Origin of the sequence: Alteromonas sp. W12, from assembly GCF_001924945.1 — a bacterium.
GTDB classification, from domain to species: domain Bacteria; phylum Pseudomonadota; class Gammaproteobacteria; order Enterobacterales; family Alteromonadaceae; genus Alteromonas; species Alteromonas macleodii.
Map to the genome: position 1 here is coordinate 1 of NZ_LQXH01000009.1, position 22,534 is coordinate 22,534.

Sequence of the window (22,534 nt, forward strand, 5' to 3'; positions counted from 1 at the left end):
TTGTAAATGGTGGCTAACAAGCCAATAAACACACTCACTACGTTCGCTGGGACGCATACACGCAGGGCGGCTTCGCCATTATGCCCTACGTGCCTGCGCCCGTTATTGAAAAGTTATGTTTCTCGCTAGTATTAAAGGAAGTTTCGAAAATGTTACCTTCAGCCTATGAAAGAGGCTCAACGATTCCAATTTATTGGCACAATAAGGCTTCAGACTTATTAAAATCTGCCAAAATAATTTGGGATGCAATTGAAAAAAGTGAAGAAGGCGCTTCATTTACTTACTCGACATACTTAATGCTAATGGGAATGTCATTCGAAGTACTTTTAAAAGCACACTGTGTCGCGATTGAGTCAGAAAATCAAATAGATCCACTAGAGTTTAAAGACACCCACAATCTAACAGAGATAGCTTCCAAAGCTGGACTTAGGTTTGATAAAAAAGTTAATAAAGTATTTTCCGTTTTAACAGAGTATGTAATATGGAATGGTAGATATCCTGTACCCAAAAAAGAAAACAATCTCACCCACCATACTAAAAATATCTACAATTCAGCATATGATAAAAATAATCTAGGGGAGATTACTGTCTTTAAGCAAAATGATAATTTTAGCTTTCCTAACCTTCTGAAAATTTGGCGAAATATATCGGATGACTACTTGGAAAAATATGATCAAGCATAACAATCCACTGTAGTCGCTCGCAGGCTCGCTGGGACACAAACACGGAGGCTGTGTCACTTCGTTCCGATTATTGCCTCCGTGTTTGTGCCCCTAAGTGGGGTGTTATGTGCTAGGGGGACAATGTGATGAAAATACTTTTTTTGGCTTTAATTATCTTTTTTTATACACCTCTAAGCAGCGCTTGCTCCTGCGGCAAATTGATGTCCATCGAAGAGTCCTTTTTAAACTCTAAAGCAGTTTTGCTGGTCGAAGTTGATTCGCTCAAAGCAGTCAAAGCAAAGATAGAGGGTGAAGAATCCAAAAGAGTCAAATTTCTCGAAGCGAGCTTCACTACAATCGAATCTTTCAAAGCAGACGAAGAGGGTATCAACGTATTAAGAACTTATAGTAATTGTGGCTTGAAGCTCTATCCATCACAGAAGTACTTAGTCTTCATTCCTATTGATAGTCATGTTGAAAACTATGTATCACATTGCGATGGTTCATTTCACTATCTGCCGCAATTAGACTATTCACAATTGCAACTGAGCAAGGTTCGCGAGTACGCACATAACAAACCACTGTAATCACTCGCTGGCGCTCGTTGGGACAAAAACACGCAGGCTCCCTTCGCTTCGCTCTGTATTATAGCCTGCGTATTTGTGCCCCTAAGTGGGGCGTTATATGCAATGGAAACTATGAAGAAACAATATCTAAATTTCGATGATTTGGAGCAATGTGATAAAGAGTTTTTTATTAATGACTCATGGTGTGATTACTGTGACGAAGCAGATCTAGGTATCACAGAGCCTAATATTTACATTTTAGATGAAAAGCAATACCTAGAAGGTAATTGCAAAGTATGTGGTAACAAACAAACTACTGAAGTTGTTGTCACTTACTTAAATAGTTGAGCGTTAAGGTAGTGAAATTGCATATAACAAACCACTTAAGGCTCTCGCTTCGCTCGCTGGGACAGTAACACGTAGGCTCTGTCGCTTCGCTCCAAATTTTAGCCTACGTATTACTGCCCCTTAGTGGGGCGTTACGCCCAAATTTGACCTTTGGCGGTTGTTTGTCATATACATGACGTAGCCGTTGCTTCAACTAAAATGGAAAACTGAAAGCTCTTTTTAAAGGAGCACAAAAATGGAAGAAATGATTAACTCAGATTTAGTAAAAGCACTCCGACTCGAAAAGTCGTGGTCACAGGAAAAGCTCGCTACAGCTTCTGGACTCAGCTTAAGAACAGTCCAGCGTGCCGAAAACTCAGGTACTTCTTCACTAGAAACCAAATTAGCGCTTTCTGCCGCATTAAATATCCCAGCAGAAAAGCTTATGTCGATTTCATCAAAAACACCTCAGAATCAGAATACCGTAATTTATGGTTATATTGGTGCTGGTGTAGGTTTAGTCTGTTCATATTCGGCAATAACCTATTCGGTAATGCATAACACATTGCCACTTGGGGAAGCTGGGCTTTGGTATGGAATAATCGGTGCTTTTACTGGCATTACATGTGGCGCAATTGGTTTTTTAAAACAACGTGGGTATGTGACCTAACAAGCCAATCAACACACTCACTTCGTTCGCTGGGACGCAAGCACGCGGGGCGGCTTCGCCATTATGCCCCACATGTCTGCGCCCGTTATTGGAAAGTTAGGTACTTCAATGATTGTCAGAGGCTTTCAATTTATCGGCTTACTATTTCCTATCTTTGTAGTCGCGCTTGGTAAGTACTTTTTTAGAGATATATCTGCCGATACGCCTCTTTATGCTGGTGCTGCGGTAACCATGGGATTTTTCGGTATGCTTGTTATAGTTTTTGCGGTGTACTCCATTACCGTAATTCCTACTTCATTGATATTGCTAGAAAAGCAGAATAGAGAGCACTTTAGGTTTAAATCTGTCGGTTGGCGGGCAGTAATGTATTTTAATTGGGCGGTTATAGCTATTTGTGGTCTTTGTGTTTTTTTAATTGCAGTGCTTAGTTTCATTAAAACTCTCATGTAGTTTTATCGAAGGACTCTCAGTCTCCGATTTAGCCAAAACAAGTATGGCTCTTTTAGACACGTACCTAACAAACACATTAAGGCGCTTCGCTGGGACGCTAGCACGTGGGCTGGCTCGCTTCGCTCGGATTTTAGTCCACGTGCTAGCGCCCCAAAGCTTAGCGTTATATCTTTGGAGGAAGTAAGTGAACTCTCTCGTTCAAAAGTTTCGTGGACATAAAACCAAGTTCTCTTTTGAAGAGCATTCACTCTCTTATAAACACAGGGATTCTGAGGAATCTGTGGTTTTTGAAGTCAAGTACACAGAAATAGATCTATCCAACGCTATATACGCAACATCAAAAAACCCAATACTTAAGTTCGCTTCTTTTCCCTTCATCTTATTGGCTATTTTTGCAATTGGTAAAGCCTCATTGGTTGCCGATAGTATAGAAAAATTGTTCGCAGGATTGTTAGTTACTTTAGTATGGTTATTGGTTGCCAGTGTATTTTGGCTCAAGTACACGCGTTCAAAAGTATCATTCACTATGTTCGATAGTTTTAGAGGGCGCATCGTCATAATCCATGATGGGCAAGAATCTGAAATAATAAATACACTCAAAAAACTAGTTAATTCAGACAGAAATGAGTTTAAACAAACTAATGACTTTGTTATTCAGTAACAGATATAACAAACAACTGTTGGCGCTCACTGCGTTCGCTGGGACACAAACAGGCAGGCGGCTTCGCCATTATCGCCTGCCTGTTTGTGCCCCATATTTAGAAGTTAGGTGCTCAAGGAGATGTTGAATGGGGCCAGACTATTCAAATTACTCTAAGGCAGAATTAGAAGAAGCTTTAAGTTCTATCGATAAAGAAAGATACCCCAAACGACTCGGGGTTATTCTGTACGAATTGCAGAAAAGAAATGAGTTCGAACCTGACACGCATAAAGTGAATCAAGGTGATGAATTTGGACTCGGAAAGCAGATTTTTGTATGTATTGGTGCCACTGCTATATTTGTCTATGGTATTTATGCATTAATAAATGGTGCTGTTCAGTACAAAGGCAGTGTTTACGAAAGAGAAACCGACCCACTTTTCTTTTATCTCTTTGTTGGCTTTGTGTTAGGAGCTGGTGTCTACTGTTTCAATTACGTTATAAGATATAGGATTAAACGTGCTAAGAGCACCTAACAAGGCGCTATTGTCGCTCAGTCCGTTCGCTGGGACGCTAACACGGGACCGCTTCGCGATTATAGCCACATGTGAGCGCCCCAAAGCTTAGCGTTTTAGCTGCTTGGCGTACTACTGACGTCGCACTGGCGTTTGTTTGTCGTAATAAAAATGAGGACTATTCCCTTACGATAGAGCTTTGTTAAACAAAGGAATAGTAATATGGAAATGAAAATAAACTCAAAATTAATCGTTAAACTCAGAAAAGAGAAGGGGTGGAGTCAGCAGCATCTTTCCCTTGTTTCAGGTGTAAGTCTACGCACTATTCAGAGAGTAGAGAACGAAGGAAACACATCTATAGAAACGCTGAAATCTCTAGCATCAGCGTTTGAAACTGACTTTAACAGTCTAATTTTCAGATCCCCACAACCAAACAAGGTGCTTAAGAAAACAATAACCTCTTTTGCTCTACTTTTTAGTTTAGCCACGTGTGTTTTTCTTACATCAACAACCACTGCTTCACCAGGTATAGAAGTTCAAGCGAAAAAAATGATTGTCTCTCAGGATAAAAGAGATACCACGTTCTTAGGCAATGTGATTATGGTTATTCCCTCTACAGTTCCATTAGAGATTTCAACGATTGAAAATCACTCGAGCAAGGGCTATCAACTCAAAATCACTACGGATGGATCGTCATTTTTAATTTCGGACGCTCGAATTACGAGAGTAGAAACCGGGTTAGAGGTTAGAGCAGCAGAAATGCAAGCAAGCAACGCGACAGAATAGTGATCGCAGATAACAACCCAATCAACATACTCACTACGTTCGCTGGGACGCATACACGCAGGGCGGCTTCGCCATTATGCCCTGCGCGCCTGCGCCCCTTATTTAAAAGTTATACGTCAAGGAGAGTGTCTTGGCCACGATGTTAATCGTTATTTTCTTACTTATTTTCGTGGCTGCTGAATTGATTTTTAGACTGCGAATGAGAATGGGAGCAGCGCCTGTTTCTTTTATAGTATTAGTTGTAGTAATTCTGCTTGGTGCATATGGGTATTTCTTCGAAAGTTCTGCGTATGGAATAGTGCGGCCCCCAATTAAGTATGCCTTGAGCAACATTATTATGTTTGGGAGTCCGATTATATTAATACTTGTTGCAACCAGCTTGTTTAAGAAACCCTCATCAATTTTTATTCATTGGTTTGCAGGTGTTTTCTCAGCTCTATATACGGCGTTTTTCCCTTTAATTGGAATATACACGGTATGTGCCTTAGGAATTGATTGCCTTTGAAGATGACGTATAACAAGCGCATGAAGTGATTGGGACTGCTAACGCTTGGCTCGGTTCCGCTTCGCTTCACAAGTGTAGCCGAGCATTGTCAGCCCCTTATGTGGGCGTTAGGTAACAAATGGATTTGAACTCAATAGATTTAGCAATAAAGTATCACTCATTAGAGGACGAAGAATGGGCTAAAAGTGGTGGCAATTTTATAAACATAACTGCCGGTAAGTATATCTTCAAAGATGTAGAGTTTTTATCTGCTGATGAGCTGCTCGCACATATAGAAAAACAATCATCTCAGAATATTTTAGTTCTTTACGACAATTCCACTAATCAAACCATAATAGCCTCTGTTTTAGACTATTGTAAAAAGGCTAACGCAAAGACGTTAGTAATAAAAAGTACCGAGGGATATGGACGCTAAGTTGCCTAACAAAAAAATTATGTCGCCCGCAGGCGGGCTGGGACACAAACAGGCAGACGGCTTCCCCATTATAGCCTGCCTGTTTGTGCCCCATATTTAAAAGTTAGTTTTTCAAGGAGGAATTAGGTTTGAATAACATTTTTGCCTACACGGGGATCGTTGCTTCGATTTGGATTGTGTTAGGTATTTATATTGCTTCTCTCTTCTATCCAAACTACAGCCATTCAAAACAGTTCTGTAGTGAACTCGGCGCTTTTGGTAGCCCTACTCAAAAATTGTCTCCTGCAATAAACAATTACCCTTTAGGTGCGCTGTTCGTTCTTTTTGGGTACTACTTAGTTATTTCATATCAGTCTCATGTACCAACTATAGTAATTGGCGTTTTGGTTATCATTCATGGAATATGTACTTGGATTTGCGGCTACTTCCCAATGGATGCCGACGCATATACAAAGTCGCCCTCCCGAAGTTGCAAGATACACACGTGGTCAGGATTAATTATGCTCCTTTCATTCATCGTTGCACCTCTGATAGTTACTTTTTCTAGTTTTTATCCTGTGCCACTTCGGTATCTTTCCTTCTTTTGTATTTTGGGCTGTTTTTATTTTTCATTTAAATTAGCAAAAGCACTCGAACTTAAAAGTGTCCCCGGTCTTCACCAGCGGCTTAGTTATGGCTTTCAAATACTGTGGTTGTTCATTTATTCAATCTTCGTGGTAGCATAAAAACTAACAAACGTATTAACACTCGCTTCGCTCGCTAGCGACAAATATACGTAGGCTCCCCTCGCGTTGCTCGGTATCTTAGCCTACGTATAATTGCCCGTTATGCGGGTGTTATGTTTCTCGGAAGATATTTTGGAAAATTTAGTAAAAGTCAGCGTTACGCTAACATCGAATAGCATTCAAAATGCCAGTACAGAAACTATGTGGGCAGAGCCTCTGGGTAACGATCTCTACAGACTTCAGAACTCGCCGTTCGCAGCTTATGGTTTTAGCTATCTTGATGTTGTAAAAGCTATAGGTAACGAAACTCCCGAGGTTGTAGAAATTGTCGAAAGCTCAGGTCACTCAACTTATCGAGTACTATTAGAAGCTGGAGTTCTAGAAAGCGATAGATTTGGTCATTATTGGCAGAAACTTGAAAACATTGGTTGTACTTTTGAAGGCTCCCAGTCAAAGCTATTAAGTATTGACGTACCACCTTCAACCAATATATTTGCCGCTTATTCAATTTTAGAATCAGGTGAATCTGCGGGAGTGTGGGAGTTTGAAGAGGCAAAGTGTGCTCATAGCACCGAAACATAACAAACCACTCAAGGCTCTTGCTTCGCTCGCTGGGACGCTAACACATGGGCTGCGTCACTTCGTTCCTAATTTTAGCCCATATGTTATCGCCCCTTAGTGGGGTGTTATAACTACGTTTAGCGATAGTGGTTATTTTTATTCAAGGAGAGATGAAATTTCAAATTCCTTAGGTAAACAAATTCAACTTATATTTGCTTTAGTTTTTTCGGTAACCGTTGCTATTTTTGTACTGATTTGGGCGCGAACAGATAGCCCAATATATAGACCTCTAATTCAAGATATGCGGCTTGTAGACTCCGTTGAAATAGTGGACGTTCTAGATCAAGAAGACATCAAGTATTACTCGGATGTCAAAAATCACATGCTATATGTAGACAGAGGAAAATCTGATTTAGCGCGAGTAGCTCTCGCGAAAAGAGGCTTTGTTATTGAATATCCAAATATAACTAAGCATAGCGATTTAAACGAAGCATATGATGAATTCATAAAGCAACAAAAAGAAAAAGAAGTAAATGGCAAAGTCTGGGAGCATCCAGCTTTTCTCCAATTAGTTAAACTTGTTGTGGGTGGATTAGTTATCATTGTTCTTATTCTCGCAGTAGTTCGCCCAATGCTAAGACAGCTTTTATTGGGTGATAAGGATGAGTAGTTATAACAAACCGATCAACACACTCGCTACGCTCGCTGGGACGCCTACTTGCTGCGGCTTCGCCATTTACGCAGCAAGTATTCGCCCGTTATCGGGGCGTTGTACGCAAAAGGAAACCTGTGAGTAAAAAGGAATTTATTGGTCTTGTTGTATTAGTTTGCTTACTCAACTTTTTACTTCAAATTTGGTATGTAGGTAATGCAGGCGATTTCATTGCAAATTATGTTGGTTATCCAATAAACGTTTTCATCATTCCTATTTTCATATCACAATTGCTCCCTTGTATTGCTCTTTCAGCTAGCTCAAAGTCTCTGGCGCTAAAACAAAAACTGCAGTTATTTGGTATTCCTTGCTTTGTTTCGGTATGTTTAGTTTGTGGCTTTTACTTAGTAATGCAATATGGCGGTTGATTTTGGCTATTGCGTATAACAAACAAATTATGCCACTCGCTGGGACTAAAGGAATAGAATCATCTAATGACTAATGAAGACAGACTGCAACTTCCTAAGATACAGTTATTGGTCCTTTTTTTATCTAGTTGCTTCTTCATACTTCCTTGTGTTTTCAAGCTCAATGTTTTAGCTAGTTGTACTTTTGCATTCGTCATTTTTTTCTATCTGCTCAGTGAAATAGACTGGTTGCGCAGGTACTTTGATATGTCCAATAAACAGTTAGCGCTTAACATTATCTTAATTGCGATTAGTGGGCTTCTGGCCTTCGAAGTGTTTTTTATGTTCGCTCTGGTTGCCATATACCCAGTTTCTAAATTCCATAAAACTTAGGTACTCTGTATTGGCAAAGTCACATAACAAAAAAAATAAGTCACTCACTTCGTTCGTTGGGACGCATACACGCAGGGCGGCTTCGCCATTATGCCCTATGTGCGTGCGCCCGTTATTGAAAAGTTATGTGCTAAAAGGACTTTAAAAATGCGTATCTCTCTATTAATTATCATCTTCTCATTTCAATGCTTAGCCGCTTCAAATACAGAGTTACAAAAAGAACTTGTGTCCATGGAAAAAGCTGATCAAGAAGTCAGAAATAAAATAGCTACTATCGGATGGAAAAACGCGCCTACTGATTTGCTCGAAAAAATGAGGCTTATCGATACAAGAAATACAGATAGGCTGAAAGAAATCGTTGAACAGCACTCGTGGGTTACTGAAGACTCAGTTGGTAAAAAAGGTGTTTCAGCCGCATTCTTAATTTTGCAACATTCACCAGACTACAAATTTCAAGAAGAAATGCTTCCACTTTTAAAGCAATCCTTCTTGAACGGCGAAGGTGTTACTGGTCAAGAATTTGCTCTACTGACAGATAGAATCTTAGTTCATCAGAATAAACCACAATTGTATGGAACCCAGTTAAACATCCTAAATGGTGAGCTAGTTTTCGACCCGATTTTAGACAAAGAGAATGTAAATAAAAGAAGAGCAGAAGTCGGGCTTCCTTCAATGGAAGAATACGAAAAAATAGTTGCAGAAGCTTACGGCATGCCTGTGAAATGAATAGTCACGCACATAACAAACCAATAAACGTACTCACTTCGTTCGGATTTTAGCCCACGTGCTAGCGCCCCAAGGCTTAGCGCTATGTGCTGAGGATAATTAACAATGGAAGTTATTTTTGAATTGAAGAAAGCCCCTGAGTGGGCAAATGAGATCAATGATGAAATAAAGTCGTCTTTTTCTAGCTATTTTGAGACAACCCCTTTGCTTGGTAGTGATGCATGGTGGGATGCCATAAATGAGGATGTCATTAATGGTAAAATTACTCATCTAGGCAATATCGTTGAAGAAGGCGAGCTTGTTGATATTGTTTCCACTCAACCGTTAGACGAAGATTTCAATGGAGATGGCGCTCACTCAACTGGGCAACCTGAGTTTAGCGTTATACGAGAAGATTTTTGGTTAAATGAAGCCGAAAAACCTAAAGCGTTAGTTCAAATAAAATCGGTTACAATTTGCCCATCAGGGGAGTTAGATGAGCACTCTATTTATATTGAGACCGAGGTAATTGTAAACTAACGCACATAACAAAATACTTAAGTCGCTCGCAAGCTTGCTGGAACATTAAAACTACGCGGCGATTAGTTTGGAGCTCAAACACATGTTCAATCTATGGTGTTTTTTTCAAAAACGGAATTTAAATGACATCGATTTTTAATAAATTTTACCGTCTATATTTTAGACCCTCACAATTCTTTTTAGATACAAACTTACTTCAAAAGCGTTGGCTTATCGTTTTAGCTACGGCTTTTTATAGTGTCATTGTCGTCTTTGAAAGGATAGAACAAAAAGTAATTCGCTACGATATGGTCAATGTACCAGAATCTAAAGAGGCTTTATTAAACACAATAGTTACTAGCTGGTTTGTATTTTGGTCTGTATCTTTGGTTATCGGCTTTCTCTTTGCATGGTTAATATGGTGGATCGGCGGTTGGTTTTATAACTTACGAATAAAGTGGTGTGGTGCTGGTCAATTCAATCGAGAACTAGGTCGCACTATTTACGTTATTTCTAACATGGTATACGCCTTACCAGTTGCAATAGGAATGCTTATTGTAACTATTTGCTATAAAGATTATTTAAGCTTCTATAGTGAAGATTATATATTTTCAATTGTAGCTATGGTTTTTGTTGTTTGGTCTCTAATCGTCAGCTATAAAGCTGTAGCTACAAATTTTAAAGTTAAAAGATGGTTAGCTATATGGTGGTTTATCGCTGCTCCAATAATAGTAAATATACTTATCTTGTCTTTTTACGTTTTTGTTTCTTTGTATATAAAATAGCACCTAACAAGAAAATTAAGTCACTCACTTCGTGAGTTGGGACGCAAACACGTGCGCGGCTTCGCCATTATTACCCCGCGCCTACGCCTCATATTTAAAAGTTAGGCTTCAAGGATGAACATGAAAATTTCTGTCGATATTAAAAAGTCTGATATTGTGAAGCTCAATATTTGGCTCGCGTTAAAAAGCAAAGGTACTTATTCGTTAATAGCTATCGTTTTCGCTGCCTTGTGGGCCTATGCAATATTTAAACATGGCGTTCCCCAAACGACTGAAGAATGGGTGGTCACTTTCCTGATTGCTTTAACGTCAGGACTTGCTGCGGCCATATTGGGGCTAGCAACAAACCTACTTCAAATTTTACTATCATCTTCAGTTGAAAATGGTGTTTTGGGCTTACATGAATACGAGATTTCTGAAGGTGGTTTGTATGAAAAAACTGCAGCGAATGAAGCTAAAACAATGTGGAAAGGTATTACAGACATTCGAAAGCTTAGGCAATACATGCTAATTCAAATAGCCCCTGGATTATTTCATGTAATACCAAACTCAAGTTTTGATAGCGAGGAAGAGTTTAGTAATTTCTACTTGGCTTCAAGGAAGTTTTGGAAAGATGCCTAACAAAACGCTAATGTTACTCACTTCGTTCGCTGGGACGTTATCTGACAAGGAAAGCTCTATGAAAACCATATCAGTAAGTATTGATTCGAAACCTTTTCAATCATTTTTCACGGTAGTTGGCGTGACATTCTGGATTGTAGCTTGGTACATTTTTCAATCAACGAATGCTACAACAGAATTTCTTTTCTCATTACACGATATTCAAATTGAGTCACTTGCATCAAAGAATATTGACCCTAATCAGTTGGTACTAAGTGGTGAAACACTTCGTGATATTGCCACCAAGTTTAACAACCACAGCAACTTCGGTGTTATCGGGATGATAATTGCTGGGTGTTTTTTTCTTTTACTAACGTTAGTGTTGTCTATATTTAATGTTTCAGTGGGCAATAAAGTCCAAGCTTCAGAGAAATAATGGGGCGCAAACACATGGGCTATGTCGATTCTCTTCTGACTCTAGCCCATGTGTAACTGCCACTTAGTGGGCTGTTACAAGACAAGGAAGTTTTATGAAAATCTTAAACTTAGCTATACCTTTAACTTTACTATCTCAATTGGCTTCTGCAAATGTTGAAATTTCTCTATCGAATGACAGTGATAAAGAGGAAATGAAACGAACACAAGTTTTAAGGCTCATTGAACAACATGACCTTAGCAAGTGGTGGTTTACGAATAAAATAATCATAGATGAGTCTGCTAGAAGCCCGTTTAGTCACCCTGTTTTAACACTAAAAGCTTCAATGCCAAACAATGACCCAGCAGGTTTGTCTCAACTGTTACATGAGCAGATACACTGGTTTGAAGACTCAAAGAAAAAAGAAGTAGAAAATACAATATCAGAGCTACGCAAAATGTATCCGTCTGTCCCCGTAGGCTATCCAGATGGAGCAAGAAGTGAGTTTTCAACCTACTTACACCTCGCCGTTTGCTTAATGGAACTCGATGCACTTACCGAAGTGCTAGGAAAGAAACAAGCAGAAACAGTTATCGCCACTAATGGGAAATACTTTTATAAATGGGTATATAACACAGTATTAGAAGACCAAGCTGAAATACGTAAGGTGTTACAGAAGCACGATTTGTACATATAGCTTTGTCTTCTATCAATAAAATTAAGTCGCTCGCGGAATCGTTCGGACACACACATGGCGGCTGACTCAATTCGCTCGAATCTCAGCCCACATGTCTGCGCCCCTTATTTTAAAGTTAGCTATATGTTCAAGTATATTTTATCAATTCTAATTCTTGGAGTTTCATTCATGGCGTGGTCAGAGGAAACATGGTCCGTTGGTGAAGCCACAATTCAAGGAAAACCTGTCGTTTATAAGTTCATGAATGATTTTCCAGATGGCAGCACTCGTTCAAAAATGGAGTGGTTGACTGTAGTTTCATGGACATATGATGGCTCAACTAATAATGGGATGCCGCCAAAACATGTGAATGAACTCATGATCAAACTTGAAGATGGCCTTGAAACAATCAGAGGCCGAGAAGAACTTTATTTCGACGTATACTCAGCGACAGGAAATGGCCTTAAAGAGTTTGTGTTTTATATCGCTGATAGGGAAGTTTTCATGAAGCGTTTTAATGAAGCCTTATCTGGTCACGATGCTTATCCCATTGATATTAATTTCTATAAAGATAAAGAATGGAGTAACCTTAAAAAACTTCAGACTGATTTCGGCATATAGCTGACAAACACTGGAACAAGGACGCAAAGCAGCAGGCTTGCTCTCCTACGTTGCTAATATTAGCCTGTTAAGTTGAGCGTTTTGTACTTAAGGAAACAGGAACCTTTTATTCGTTTATTCAGAAAATAGATTGCGTAGTCCAACAGCCGAAGAAGTATTCTCTGAATATGAAGGTGTAAAAGCTATAAGCTGCGGCACTAACTTAGATGCACAAACACCACTATCAGGCGATCTTATTGAGTGGGCTGTTAGGTGCTAAAAGGGAAAATTATGAAATCATGGAATGAATTAACTAATTCACAACGGGTAGTTATCGGCATCGCAATGGTTGTTGCAGCCGCATTTTTGCCAGAGATAGCCTTCTTAGTTCAACTAGGCGGTATGGAAGTCGCATTTGCTCTCGTTTTTGCTAGCCTAGCTCCCCTCCTTTCTTGGCTTTCGACTAAATACCAAGCAATTAAAGAGTGTTTAAAAACCTCAGTAGTAGCTTTTAGGCATAGTGCATCTGCCAAACCTTCCGTTTTCTTCGTACAAGCTTCTTTTTGTGCAGCCGCACTTCTATTTACAAGTTCGGGCTTATTGGCTTTTTACTTTTTTATGCCAAGTATGCTGCTAAATGGGGTCTTGTCGTGAGCGCACCTAACAACCCAATAAACGCACTAACTTCGTTCGCTGAGGCGCACATATGCGGGGTGGCCTCGCCATTATTTCCCACGTGTCTTCAGCCGTTATTGAAATGGTAGCTGCCAGAAGGTAAGCATGGACAAAACAACAAAAACGGTAGTAATTTTTCTGCTTATTATCGGAAGTCTTTCATTGATTTCGAATTCGGTATGGAAGCCTTTCATAAAGAAAGAATCGTTGAAAATAAGTGACGCTCAATTACAAAATGTTGTGAATGAGATCAATGAAATGGTACCAATATTTCTAGACGATATAACTCAGTTAAATAGTGTCCAGCTTGAAGGGAGAACAATTGTTTACGAGTATATTCTTGACCTCGATGAATCCGAGGATATCTTAACTTTTGGACAGCTTGAAGATATGCAGTTAAATGAATACTGCAATTCAAATGAAAATAGTTATTTTTCGAAAGTGGGTGTTGCAGTGACTTCAAACTACTTAGCCCATAACGGGGAAAAGTTACATAGTTTTACTATGCGACCATCTGATTGCGTTGGCAGCTAACAAACAACTATTGGCGCTCACTTGCATTCGCAGGGACGCACAATGGCTGGGCGGCTTAGTCTATTTGGCCATTCATTTGTATTCCTTAGCCTAAGCTTGAAGTTATCAGCCCAGCTAAGTGAAACACATTTTTACAAAGTTATTTAGAACAACTCTAAAACTGCACTATATTAAATAAGCGGACTTTTACTAGGGAAAGGTTATGAAGAACCATTATCGTGTTTTATTTATTCTTACATTTTTGATCGCTGCCATTGTCACATTTAGTCTTGGCATGATAAATGGAACATTTGGATTAATTTTATTGGCTTTCGTTTTTGAAGGTTTATTTTGGTATAACTCTTATAAAGCTGAATCAGAAAACAAAAAAGCGAACTATAGAAAGGCGTAAACTGCCAACTCACAAAATTTACTTCGAATAATACTTGCGTACGATGTAGGCCTAAACCTCTTATTACTCAAGCGGCTGCGTGCCTGGTACATAACCAAGAATTAAAGTCGTTCCCTTTAGTTGTTGGAGCGCAAACACGCTGAGCGGCTATACTACTATGCCGTTTCATCACTTCCCGTTAGCTATTTTAAAGAGCATGCTATTTTCATTCACTATTTTTCTACTCTATTTATCTCCAATTGTTTTTGTCTTTCTGTACGCTAAATACGAATATCGGCATTCATTGGCGGACAGTTTTAAAAGGTGGAAAAATTCCAAAATAATAGGCACTGTATTCTTCGCTGTGTTGACGTTTTTCATAGCTACCACTGAAGGTACAAGTTGGAGATTATCAACTTATTGGTACTTGCTATGGGAACCGGGTTTAAGTATTAGCCTTGTCGTATTCTCCAAACCTGCCAGTGAAATTATAGAGGGCTTTTCTTCATTAGATTATTTCGGCGAGGACTTTGGGCATATTTTAGGGTGGTTCGGTCTTTTAACCGTATCATGTGTACTTGGGTTTGAAGTTTTAAGGCATAGTTAATGATCGCATCAACTCGCCTGTAAAATCGTTGGACTACGTCCCGTACTTCGCTCGACATCAGGTCCAACTATTTGTTTATTCTTTGATATTTACCACGCTGCTATTTATCTTTATGCTTTTAATACTAAATCAAGAGGGGCCTCAACGAACAGCACGGCTACACGCTAGGTGGTTTCTCTATCATCGCCAGCCTGTTTACGCCCTACATAAGGAAATTAGGAACATGAAGGAAGTCACTCTTATGAGAAAAATGATAATACTGTTCTCACTTGCAATTATGCTGGCAACAATTGGCACGTCAGGGTTCGGGTTAAATTGGTTCCAAATTTATATTGCTGCACCACTGTTATTGTCTATTTTATTGGTTCTGGTTAAGACCAAAAATTCAAAACTTAATCTAATCGTGTCATCTGCTGGTTTATTCTCGGGCATTCTAGCTTTAGTGCCTTATTACTCATCCTATACATATACGGGCAGTGATGGACAGTCCGCCCTTATTTATGCTGTTATGCCATTTTATCAACTCGCTTTTATGCTTGTAGTGGCGGCAATCACTTGGCATATCACAGGCCAAAAATGAGTGCGAACATTGAAGATGCCCTCGCCAAACCTCTACCGCATGGGATGCTTCACTTCGGTTCTTATATTAACCATTTATTATCGCCCAATAGTAAGAGGCGAACTGCGCTGTTTAACAATAAGGATGTTTTTTATGAAGATACTCGTTTTTATTTTTTGTTTGATTGCCCATACCGCGGGCGCTCAGACTCTTTTTTCAAGCGAACAAGTAGACTAACGCAATTACTTAGTTAGCTGGAACACGAAGACTCGTGGTGCTAACCTTAACTGAGTCTTGTGTGGCAATAGACACGTGCCTCATCATAAACACGTATAAATGGAATTATTATGAAGCTAATGCCCTACTCTAATTTAAAACCGAAGAACCTAGAAGTTCTTTTATTTGTCGCTCGTCTTCTAGCCTATCTAGGGTACTTTTTCTTTAGTCTCTCTTTGGTTTTGTTTTTAGCTGTCATATTTGACTATTTCTCCTTAAGTGATCCTGTTCATGTTAAAGGAAGTCTTGCTTTAAGCTACCAACCAAGTTTATTCCACGGATTTATAGCAGGGTTTTTAAACATTGGTTTAGCTTTCCTTATGCTCATAATATCGAACCTCTGTGCTGCACTTGTTTCATGGGAAGCCTCCCTACCGAACACTAATCATAAGAGCACATGACAGACTATCTACTACACTCATAAAAATTGAAAACTAAAAGGAATTACGATGTTTTACTTTGAGGCTATTTTATTTATCTCATTCGTTTATTTCAGTAGTTTCGGATATAGAAAAAACAAGCGAAACATGATGTTGCTTGGTTCATTTTGTCTCTTTCTATCCTTGTCCGCTGAGCCCTTTGTTGAAGGCTTTAACACAGGTTTCACTGAAAGTTCGCAAGAAATAAAACAAAGTAAAAGTGCGGATTAGCCGGTCAGAGCAGCATGGTCATTGTAACTCTCGTGCAAGCTTTTTTATTAGAAAGTTAACTACTAGAGAAAAGCATGGAAGAATTACCTTCTTTTATATTTAAAAACCTGTTCTTAATCTTATTAGCTGTATTTGCGCTAATTTCATTTATTTTTCATTATAAGTCTCGCAATAGAGAGCTTTTCGATGTCAACGGCGATCAGGTATTGATAAATCGAACCTCGAAACTTCGGTTTTCGTTTGTACACAGAACCGCGATTCGTATTGATAGCGTCGTAAAAGTAGAGGTTCATAGCAATCGATTAAGCCTCTTTCAAAGGAGCAATACACTCTCTAAACTTCTTGCGGCTTTATGACGGGGTGTGGCGGGAACGTGACGTAGACTCCTTAAGGTAAAATTAGGAAATTGGTTCTTCTTTAAAACAAGAGGAACATAAAATGGAAAAAGATCTCATGATTAACTCTGATGCAGTTAGGCTATTAAGGAAAAACAAAGGTTGGTCACAAGAGCAGCTTGCGAGGGCTTCTGGATTAAGTTTACGCACAATTCAGCGCGTTGAGGCAGAAGGAAAAGCATCTTTGGAAACTAAAGTATGTTTGGCTGCAACCCTTGAGACTAATTTGGATAAATTGGATAGCCCTAGTGCTTCATCGAATTCCAAAAAAATTAAGAACACTAAAGCTTTCTTTTATTCGGTGTTATTTACAATGTTTCTATCAATTATTGGCTTTCTTACAAAAAGCACAAACCCACTGTTTTTCCTAGCTAATTTAATATCTATATTTGGTATCGTTTATATCGCATTAAACTGGTACTTTGCTCCAAGTTTCGTTGAGAATGATTCGCGCAGGTCTCTAGCTAGAGCCTCTTTTATTTACGTTGGATTATTTTCAGTTTTCTCAGTTGCTGGTGGTTTTGGAGCAACTGTTGTTCCCGCAATGCTCATTTCTTTACTTTTATTCAGCAGTGTTTTTTACCTAGTCATTTGGACGCAAAAGGATAGAGATAAACAACAAGTAAAACCCGGCAGCTAACAATACAGTAAACTCGCTATCCATATTCAAAAACACGAAATCACGCGCGGCGCCTGTTTTACTACTCGCTGCGCGTAATTGGCAATGGTTTCAAAAGACATAGCACAGGAGTGTTCATTGGAAAATAAAGACTTAGTTATTTACGATGGTGTATGTAACTTCTGTAATGGGGCTGTTGCATTTATTTTGAAGTGGGACAAAGCGGAACGTTTTACCTTCTCACCGATGCAGTCAGAATATGCTCAAGAAGTTATTGAGCAGTATGAGGTCGATACAGTAGGTATTGATACATTTATGTTAGTAAAAAACGGACAATTGTTTCTCCGGTCAGACGCAGCGTTAGAAATCGCTAAAGATTTGTCTGGGCTTTGGTTTGTATTTGGCGTGTTTAGAATTTTACCGCGTACCTTAAGAGACTTTTTCTACAAAACGTTTGCCCGTAATCGCATTAAACTGTTCGGTGGCACTCAACAATGTCAAATACCCGATAAGAAAGTTCTAGAGAGGTTCAGAGGGTTCGCGAAGTAACATACACAGCAATGGCTCCTTTACAGAATGCTACGCTTGAGTATTCATCCCTCGCATATGTTGTTACTTCGTGCTTATACTACTAACTGCGCTTTAACTTTTAAAGTATAGGAACTGTGGGATGATTTCTGTAGATTTTCTTGTTACATCTCTTATTGTCGTACTTATTCCCGGTACGGGAGTTTTGTACACCGTTGCCACGGGGCTTTTTATTGGGAAACGAGCAAGTTTTGTTGCAGCGCTAGGCTGCACTTTGGGAATTATTCCGGCTTTGCTTGCGAGTTCATTGGGTCTAGCCGCATTGTTCCACACAAGTGCAGTTGCGTTTCAGATTATTAAATACCTTGGCGTTATCTATCTTCTTTATTTAGCTTGGCAAATGTGGAAAACGTCATCGCCACTCAATGTGAACAGCAAAGGCAGTCAGTCTACTTATCTAAACATTGCAATAAAGGGCTTTCTACTCAATATTTTAAACCCGAAGCTATCTATTTTCTTCTTGGCATTTATTCCGCAATTCGTACCCGCAAATCAAGATGGCGCACTTTCTCATATGCTCATTTTAGGTAGCATATTCATGGCCCTGACATTTGCTGTTTTTGTTATATATGGTTTTTTATCGGGCAGTTTTAGTCTGTTCATTGTGAATTCGAAAAGAGTGACCATGGCCATGCAAAGATTATTTTCGGCCAGTTTTGCAGGCCTTGGACTCAAACTGGCATTTACCGAGCGGTGATGAAAATATGCTAACTTATCACTAATTGCTTATTTTGGCGTAAGTGTGTTGGCTACTTATCTTCATTCTGATTTTGGCCGAGGTATATATGCAGCCATTTAAAACGAATGAACTAGTGAAAAACAAAAAATTCACTGTTAGTCTTAAGATTCAATTGAAATAAGGAAGTTCTATGAAAAGTTACACAAAGCTAACACTATCAACTATCGCCTTTGCAGTTATCGTAAGCTTGCAATCATTTATTTTATATCAACAAAGTCAAGCTAATCAGACAGTTCAGCAAAAAGTAGACAAGCTTCAAAATCAAGTCGACCAAGCCCGCGAATCAAATCAAGAACTTCTTCAAAAAATAGAAAAGCTAGAAAGTAGTTTGGAACTTAGGCCTCGAAGCCTTCTTTCTATGAATTGATAGTCGCTTCACATAACTATTTCCTATATTTGCCGAAACGCATTCGCTCAGGGGATGTCGTTTCAGCCTTGTTGCCGCCTCCGCGGTTAAAAGATCTGGAGTAGAGTAATAACTTGATGAGATTATCTAAAATATCAGTGTTTTTTATTATGGGTGTGATGACGGGTTGCGCATCTGTCCCATTAAATGTTTATTACGATCACGAAGTGACGACGCCAGCCATACCTTTTAACAGAGTTAAACCCGATTATCCGCCATCTGCTGCTCGTAATAACATCAGTGGCTTCATTGTTGCTGATTTAGTAATAGCAGAGAATGGAACGGTAGAAGCAATCAATATTATTGAATCAGTGCCTTCAGGTGTTTTTGATAAGAATGGTGAGAACGCCATCAAAAAATGGCAGTATAAGCCAGCCCGATTAAACGGAGAGCCGGTTAAACAATATACCAAAGTGAGACTTGACTGGAATATTTAATCAATATGTTGGGCTAATGCAGATGCCCTTAATTGGGCTGTGTTTATTCTAGAAATCACGATAAAAGATCTGTTTCAACTTAGCACACGACTTATTACTAGCGTTTTATAAGAAAAGGAATTCAAAGTGTCTGGAGTACTATCAACAGGAAGTTTTATTTTGAACATATATTTTCCGCTGGTTTTTACTTTAATGGCGGTATTTTTTCTTTATATCGGCCTAAAAGTCATAACATCTAAGAAACCTTTGTTATTACCTTCTAAAGTGTTCTTTGTGTTTATGGTTATCGCGTTTTCCCCTCAGCTAATTATGTCAGTTGAAACTCAATTTTCTACCGGTGTTTTTAGTTTGTTATCTTTGATGTCCCCTATTATGTATGTTGTTCTTTTAGCATTTTTTTGGATTCAAATGAAAGGCTATATGGCAATAGGGATTTCTGACGACTCATTTAGAAATGCTCTACATTACGCACTGGACCAAAACCATATACAGTTTGAAGAGCAAGTTTCATTGATTAAACTCACAAATAGTAATGCCGATCTTCTGGTGTCAGTTCAAAGCTGGGTTGGCACAGGACAACAAAAATTAAAACAGTCGAAAAGTAAACACCTGTTGAATACGCTAGTTCCAAGTATCAATCAGTATTTTCAATCTCACTCTGTAAAAACCAATAGTACGACACCGGTCTTTTACATTTTAATCGGCTTAATTCTGTTGGTGCTTTCTGTTTTTTTCTATTCCTTTTAATAAAAAATTCCTAGAAGCGGCATAGTAGTTACAAAGCGGTTCAACACTCAAGGAGAGTAATAGTGGATGTTGCTAATAATAATTTCTTCAAAGTAGTGATTTTTATAATCTCGGTTTTGCTTTCTGGCTTGCTTTTAAAGTTAGCGGGGCTAGATGCAGCCCAAGCCAATATATTGTCACTGTCAACATTTTCAGTGCCCGTATTTATTATCTTTGGAATCTGCGTTAACTGGATGTACAACTCGGTTCGTTGGTTTAGCCTCCACTATTTTCAAAGGCCGACACATGAATAACCGTTTCACTGAATTTTATGATGGTGCCTCATTGTCTCAGTCGTTTACTGAAAGCGATAGCGCACAGTGAGTTAATGTAAGAGAACCACGATGAAATTAATACCCTACTCTAACTTAAAGCCCAAAAACCTAGGCATACTACTATTGTTTGCGCGTTTGTTAGCCTATGCCGGCTACTTCTTGATAGGCATAGCGCTTTTAGCTTTCTTTTCTGAACTTTATGCTTATCTATTTCCAAGTGCACCGGTTGGAGGCCAAGGAGAAACTTATGAATCACATCCATATCAATTGGGAGTAATTGCTCTTTTCCTCGCTATAGTTGTGTTGGTCGTATCTGCTCTATTTGCTGCATTTGTTTCCTGGGAGGCTTCACTTTCCCACCCAAATGACCGCGATACATAAGCTGTGAGATGTCATTATATACAGCAAGATTCAATACAACTGACAACAGCAAGAAAGCTGACACTTTGTGCTAAGCTTACGCTTGAAACTAGGCGAAGTTGAAAATATTTAATCGATAGAGTCTTAAAGGTGGTTAATTTAATGGGTAATCCGGACGAGATATTCCAACAGCTAAAAAAGATACTGACCCCATATGCTAGCGAAATGGATGTAGTTACAGATACACCCGATAATTATTATTTGAACACGCACCACGTAATGAAAAACAAGAAGCCCATGTATTTTGGCTCAGTAAAAATAAGTAAGAATTATATTAGCTTCCACCTCATGCCTGTTTACGTGTTTCCGGACTTACTTGAAACTATTACCCCAGAGCTTAAAAAGCGAATGCAGGGTAAGTCATGCTTCAATTTTAAAACTGAAGATACCAAACTTTTTCAACAACTCAAGGCGCTAACTCAAGCAGGCTATGAGAAATATGAAGATACAGGTTACTTATAGTTTTATATCGTCGTATAACACATCGTTGAGAACTGCTTGTAAATAGCGAGCATAAATGTCGACGGGAATTGTTTTTTTTAACAGAACTGCTGTTAGGTCTGCCAGTTGTAACAAAGTCCAAAGCCTGGCTTAGCTAAAACCTTACGAAAAAACTCAGTTTTCACTACAATACACAAGGAAGAATTATGATAAAAAATGAAATACCAGCTAGGATTATCCTAACTTTCTTTACTATATTGCCAATTTATTTGGCAGTTGGCTATTTTCAATCAGACAAGCCATTTATTGCTATCTCTATGCTTCTTATCTCAGTACTGTTTTTAATTACTCAGGTGAACATCAATCGATTTTTGACATCGGAGAAGAAGCCAAAACCCAAATTAATGGCTTTGCAAATATTTATCTCTGTAATATCGTTAGCGCTACTGGCAGCAAAGCTATTAGGTTACACCTGATGCCATCCAATATGTACGTAAGCTAATACTCAGTTTGTTTAAACAATTTTAAACGAACTATATATCTAGTCTTTTCACTGTTTTTAAAAGGATTTTCATGAAGTTTTACCCACACTCGAAGATTAAGACGGATAACCTTCCTACCCTACTTTTCGCAGCAAGAGCCACGAGTGCTCTTGGCTATATCTTTTCACTAGTGACTATTTTACTTTGGATTTCTAGTATATTCCTTGGTCAAAGAACTATGTACGGCGATCCAAATAGCCCAGTTCTTTCAGTGTCTTGGGATGGCGCGAGAGGTTTAGCGTGGCTTTTTAGTGCAGGTACAGTGTCTACCGCCCTGTTTTGTTTTATCGTCGGCGGATTGTGTGCAGCAGTTGTGTCTTTTGAATATAAATACACTAAGTCGTAGGTCAAAGAACACAAGTCTAGGTCTTAATTTTATTTGAGTCAAATTATGAGAAAACTACAAACCGTTTTGTCTGCTATTTTACTATTAGGGTTGCTGTCTGGTTGCACTGCGCTTGATATCAAGCCCTGGACTGCTGACGATGTTCTAAGCGACGTGATTTCATCAACAATTACTGGAAATAAAGTGTCTAGTGGTAACCGTTCTAAGTGCAATCAAATAAAAATGCAATGCCCAGCGTCGGATTACAGTGAAAGGTATGTAAATGGTGAAATCAGATGTTCGTGTAGGAGTTAGTT

At 39.0% G+C, this 22,534-nt stretch carries 34 protein-coding genes and 1 pseudogene; all 35 read left to right on the forward strand.

Going from position 1 to position 22,534, the window contains the following annotated elements; translation table 11 throughout:
- Positions 1-149: 149 nt before the first annotated feature.
- The 35 genes and pseudogenes from AWH61_RS13485 to AWH61_RS13690 all read left to right on the forward strand — a co-directional run bounded on the left by AWH61_RS13485 (position 150) and on the right by AWH61_RS13690 (position 22,238).
- Positions 150-683, forward strand: a complete 534-nt coding sequence (locus AWH61_RS13485; RefSeq protein ID WP_075177331.1) for a hypothetical protein — start codon at positions 150-152, stop codon at positions 681-683.
- A gap of 122 nt (positions 684-805) precedes the next feature.
- Positions 806-1,249 (forward strand): hypothetical protein, encoded by a 444-nt coding sequence (locus AWH61_RS13490; protein ID WP_139308993.1) that lies wholly within the window; start codon positions 806-808, stop codon positions 1,247-1,249.
- Positions 1,250-1,351: 102 nt separating this feature from the next.
- Positions 1,352-1,576: a hypothetical protein gene (locus AWH61_RS13495; protein WP_075177333.1), complete on the forward strand. Its 225-nt coding sequence runs from the start codon at positions 1,352-1,354 to the stop codon at positions 1,574-1,576.
- A 235-nt stretch (positions 1,577-1,811) separates the two neighbouring features.
- On the forward strand, positions 1,812-2,225 hold the full coding sequence (locus AWH61_RS13500; protein WP_075177334.1) for a helix-turn-helix transcriptional regulator: 414 nt from the start codon (positions 1,812-1,814) through the stop codon (positions 2,223-2,225).
- 63 nt (positions 2,226-2,288) lie between these two features.
- The gene (locus AWH61_RS13505; RefSeq protein ID WP_139308994.1) at positions 2,289-2,675 is read left to right on the forward strand and encodes a hypothetical protein; all 387 of its coding nucleotides are present in this window, start codon (positions 2,289-2,291) and stop codon (positions 2,673-2,675) included.
- 184 nt (positions 2,676-2,859) lie between these two features.
- Positions 2,860-3,336: a hypothetical protein gene (locus AWH61_RS13510; RefSeq protein WP_075177336.1), complete on the forward strand. Its 477-nt coding sequence runs from the start codon at positions 2,860-2,862 to the stop codon at positions 3,334-3,336.
- Between the two features lie 127 nt (positions 3,337-3,463).
- Positions 3,464-3,850, forward strand: a complete 387-nt coding sequence (locus tag AWH61_RS13515; RefSeq protein ID WP_075177337.1) for a hypothetical protein — start codon at positions 3,464-3,466, stop codon at positions 3,848-3,850.
- A 201-nt stretch (positions 3,851-4,051) separates the two neighbouring features.
- A complete protein-coding gene (locus tag AWH61_RS13520) occupies positions 4,052-4,615 on the forward strand; it encodes a helix-turn-helix transcriptional regulator (protein WP_075177338.1) in 564 nt (187 codons plus the stop codon).
- Positions 4,616-4,754: 139 nt separating this feature from the next.
- Complete coding sequence (locus AWH61_RS13525) at positions 4,755-5,120, forward strand: hypothetical protein (protein ID WP_249922665.1); 366 nt, start codon at positions 4,755-4,757, stop codon at positions 5,118-5,120.
- Between the two features lie 118 nt (positions 5,121-5,238).
- On the forward strand, positions 5,239-5,535 hold the full coding sequence (locus AWH61_RS13530; RefSeq protein WP_075177340.1) for a hypothetical protein: 297 nt from the start codon (positions 5,239-5,241) through the stop codon (positions 5,533-5,535).
- 128 nt (positions 5,536-5,663) lie between these two features.
- Positions 5,664-6,260, forward strand: coding sequence for a DUF998 domain-containing protein (locus tag AWH61_RS13535; RefSeq protein ID WP_075177341.1), 597 nt, complete (start codon positions 5,664-5,666; stop codon positions 6,258-6,260).
- A gap of 132 nt (positions 6,261-6,392) precedes the next feature.
- Entirely contained in the window at positions 6,393-6,842 is a 450-nt protein-coding gene (locus AWH61_RS13540; protein WP_075177342.1) for a DUF4265 domain-containing protein, read from the forward strand.
- A gap of 271 nt (positions 6,843-7,113) precedes the next feature.
- Positions 7,114-7,251: pseudogene (locus tag AWH61_RS20365) on the forward strand (hypothetical protein); the annotation flags it as partial.
- A gap of 359 nt (positions 7,252-7,610) precedes the next feature.
- The gene (locus AWH61_RS13550; protein WP_075177344.1) at positions 7,611-7,901 is read left to right on the forward strand and encodes a hypothetical protein; all 291 of its coding nucleotides are present in this window, start codon (positions 7,611-7,613) and stop codon (positions 7,899-7,901) included.
- Positions 7,902-8,420: 519 nt separating this feature from the next.
- The gene (locus AWH61_RS13560; protein WP_075177345.1) at positions 8,421-8,999 is read left to right on the forward strand and encodes a DUF6624 domain-containing protein; all 579 of its coding nucleotides are present in this window, start codon (positions 8,421-8,423) and stop codon (positions 8,997-8,999) included.
- Between the two features lie 105 nt (positions 9,000-9,104).
- Positions 9,105-9,518 (forward strand): hypothetical protein, encoded by a 414-nt coding sequence (locus AWH61_RS13565; protein WP_075177346.1) that lies wholly within the window; start codon positions 9,105-9,107, stop codon positions 9,516-9,518.
- A 122-nt stretch (positions 9,519-9,640) separates the two neighbouring features.
- Positions 9,641-10,282, forward strand: coding sequence for a YIP1 family protein (locus AWH61_RS13570; RefSeq protein ID WP_075177347.1), 642 nt, complete (start codon positions 9,641-9,643; stop codon positions 10,280-10,282).
- A gap of 120 nt (positions 10,283-10,402) precedes the next feature.
- Positions 10,403-10,903 carry a YcxB family protein gene (locus tag AWH61_RS13575; protein ID WP_039236180.1) on the forward strand — a complete coding sequence of 167 codons (501 nt, stop codon included), beginning with the start codon at positions 10,403-10,405 and terminating at the stop codon, positions 10,901-10,903.
- A 58-nt stretch (positions 10,904-10,961) separates the two neighbouring features.
- Positions 10,962-11,318, forward strand: a complete 357-nt coding sequence (locus AWH61_RS13580) for a hypothetical protein (protein WP_139308996.1) — start codon at positions 10,962-10,964, stop codon at positions 11,316-11,318.
- Positions 11,319-11,412: 94 nt separating this feature from the next.
- The gene (locus AWH61_RS13585) at positions 11,413-11,994 is read left to right on the forward strand and encodes a hypothetical protein (RefSeq protein WP_075177350.1); all 582 of its coding nucleotides are present in this window, start codon (positions 11,413-11,415) and stop codon (positions 11,992-11,994) included.
- Between the two features lie 54 nt (positions 11,995-12,048).
- Complete coding sequence (locus AWH61_RS13590; protein ID WP_249922651.1) at positions 12,049-12,594, forward strand: DUF695 domain-containing protein; 546 nt, start codon at positions 12,049-12,051, stop codon at positions 12,592-12,594.
- A gap of 130 nt (positions 12,595-12,724) precedes the next feature.
- Complete coding sequence (locus AWH61_RS20295; RefSeq protein ID WP_283932791.1) at positions 12,725-12,853, forward strand: hypothetical protein; 129 nt, start codon at positions 12,725-12,727, stop codon at positions 12,851-12,853.
- An 11-nt stretch (positions 12,854-12,864) separates the two neighbouring features.
- Entirely contained in the window at positions 12,865-13,227 is a 363-nt protein-coding gene (locus tag AWH61_RS13600) for a hypothetical protein (protein WP_075177352.1), read from the forward strand.
- A 126-nt stretch (positions 13,228-13,353) separates the two neighbouring features.
- A complete protein-coding gene (locus tag AWH61_RS13605) occupies positions 13,354-13,782 on the forward strand; it encodes a hypothetical protein (RefSeq protein ID WP_075177353.1) in 429 nt (142 codons plus the stop codon).
- A 1,218-nt stretch (positions 13,783-15,000) separates the two neighbouring features.
- Positions 15,001-15,339, forward strand: coding sequence for a hypothetical protein (locus AWH61_RS13620; protein WP_039236248.1), 339 nt, complete (start codon positions 15,001-15,003; stop codon positions 15,337-15,339).
- A 1,343-nt stretch (positions 15,340-16,682) separates the two neighbouring features.
- The gene (locus AWH61_RS13640) at positions 16,683-17,279 is read left to right on the forward strand and encodes a helix-turn-helix domain-containing protein (RefSeq protein WP_075177358.1); all 597 of its coding nucleotides are present in this window, start codon (positions 16,683-16,685) and stop codon (positions 17,277-17,279) included.
- Between the two features lie 117 nt (positions 17,280-17,396).
- Positions 17,397-17,807 (forward strand): thiol-disulfide oxidoreductase DCC family protein, encoded by a 411-nt coding sequence (locus AWH61_RS13645; RefSeq protein WP_075177359.1) that lies wholly within the window; start codon positions 17,397-17,399, stop codon positions 17,805-17,807.
- Positions 17,808-17,928: 121 nt separating this feature from the next.
- Positions 17,929-18,543 (forward strand): LysE family translocator, encoded by a 615-nt coding sequence (locus tag AWH61_RS13650; protein WP_075177360.1) that lies wholly within the window; start codon positions 17,929-17,931, stop codon positions 18,541-18,543.
- A 172-nt stretch (positions 18,544-18,715) separates the two neighbouring features.
- Complete coding sequence (locus tag AWH61_RS13655; protein ID WP_075177361.1) at positions 18,716-18,952, forward strand: hypothetical protein; 237 nt, start codon at positions 18,716-18,718, stop codon at positions 18,950-18,952.
- 116 nt (positions 18,953-19,068) lie between these two features.
- A complete protein-coding gene (locus AWH61_RS13660; protein WP_075177362.1) occupies positions 19,069-19,428 on the forward strand; it encodes an energy transducer TonB in 360 nt (119 codons plus the stop codon).
- 126 nt (positions 19,429-19,554) lie between these two features.
- Positions 19,555-20,175, forward strand: a complete 621-nt coding sequence (locus AWH61_RS13665; RefSeq protein ID WP_083605953.1) for a hypothetical protein — start codon at positions 19,555-19,557, stop codon at positions 20,173-20,175.
- Positions 20,176-20,558: 383 nt separating this feature from the next.
- On the forward strand, positions 20,559-20,870 hold the full coding sequence (locus AWH61_RS13675; protein ID WP_075177364.1) for a hypothetical protein: 312 nt from the start codon (positions 20,559-20,561) through the stop codon (positions 20,868-20,870).
- Between the two features lie 141 nt (positions 20,871-21,011).
- On the forward strand, positions 21,012-21,371 hold the full coding sequence (locus AWH61_RS13680) for a hypothetical protein (RefSeq protein ID WP_075177365.1): 360 nt from the start codon (positions 21,012-21,014) through the stop codon (positions 21,369-21,371).
- Positions 21,372-21,556: 185 nt separating this feature from the next.
- The gene (locus AWH61_RS13685) at positions 21,557-21,826 is read left to right on the forward strand and encodes a hypothetical protein (RefSeq protein ID WP_075177366.1); all 270 of its coding nucleotides are present in this window, start codon (positions 21,557-21,559) and stop codon (positions 21,824-21,826) included.
- A 97-nt stretch (positions 21,827-21,923) separates the two neighbouring features.
- A complete protein-coding gene (locus tag AWH61_RS13690; RefSeq protein ID WP_039236131.1) occupies positions 21,924-22,238 on the forward strand; it encodes a hypothetical protein in 315 nt (104 codons plus the stop codon).
- The last annotated feature ends 296 nt before the right edge of the window (positions 22,239-22,534 follow it).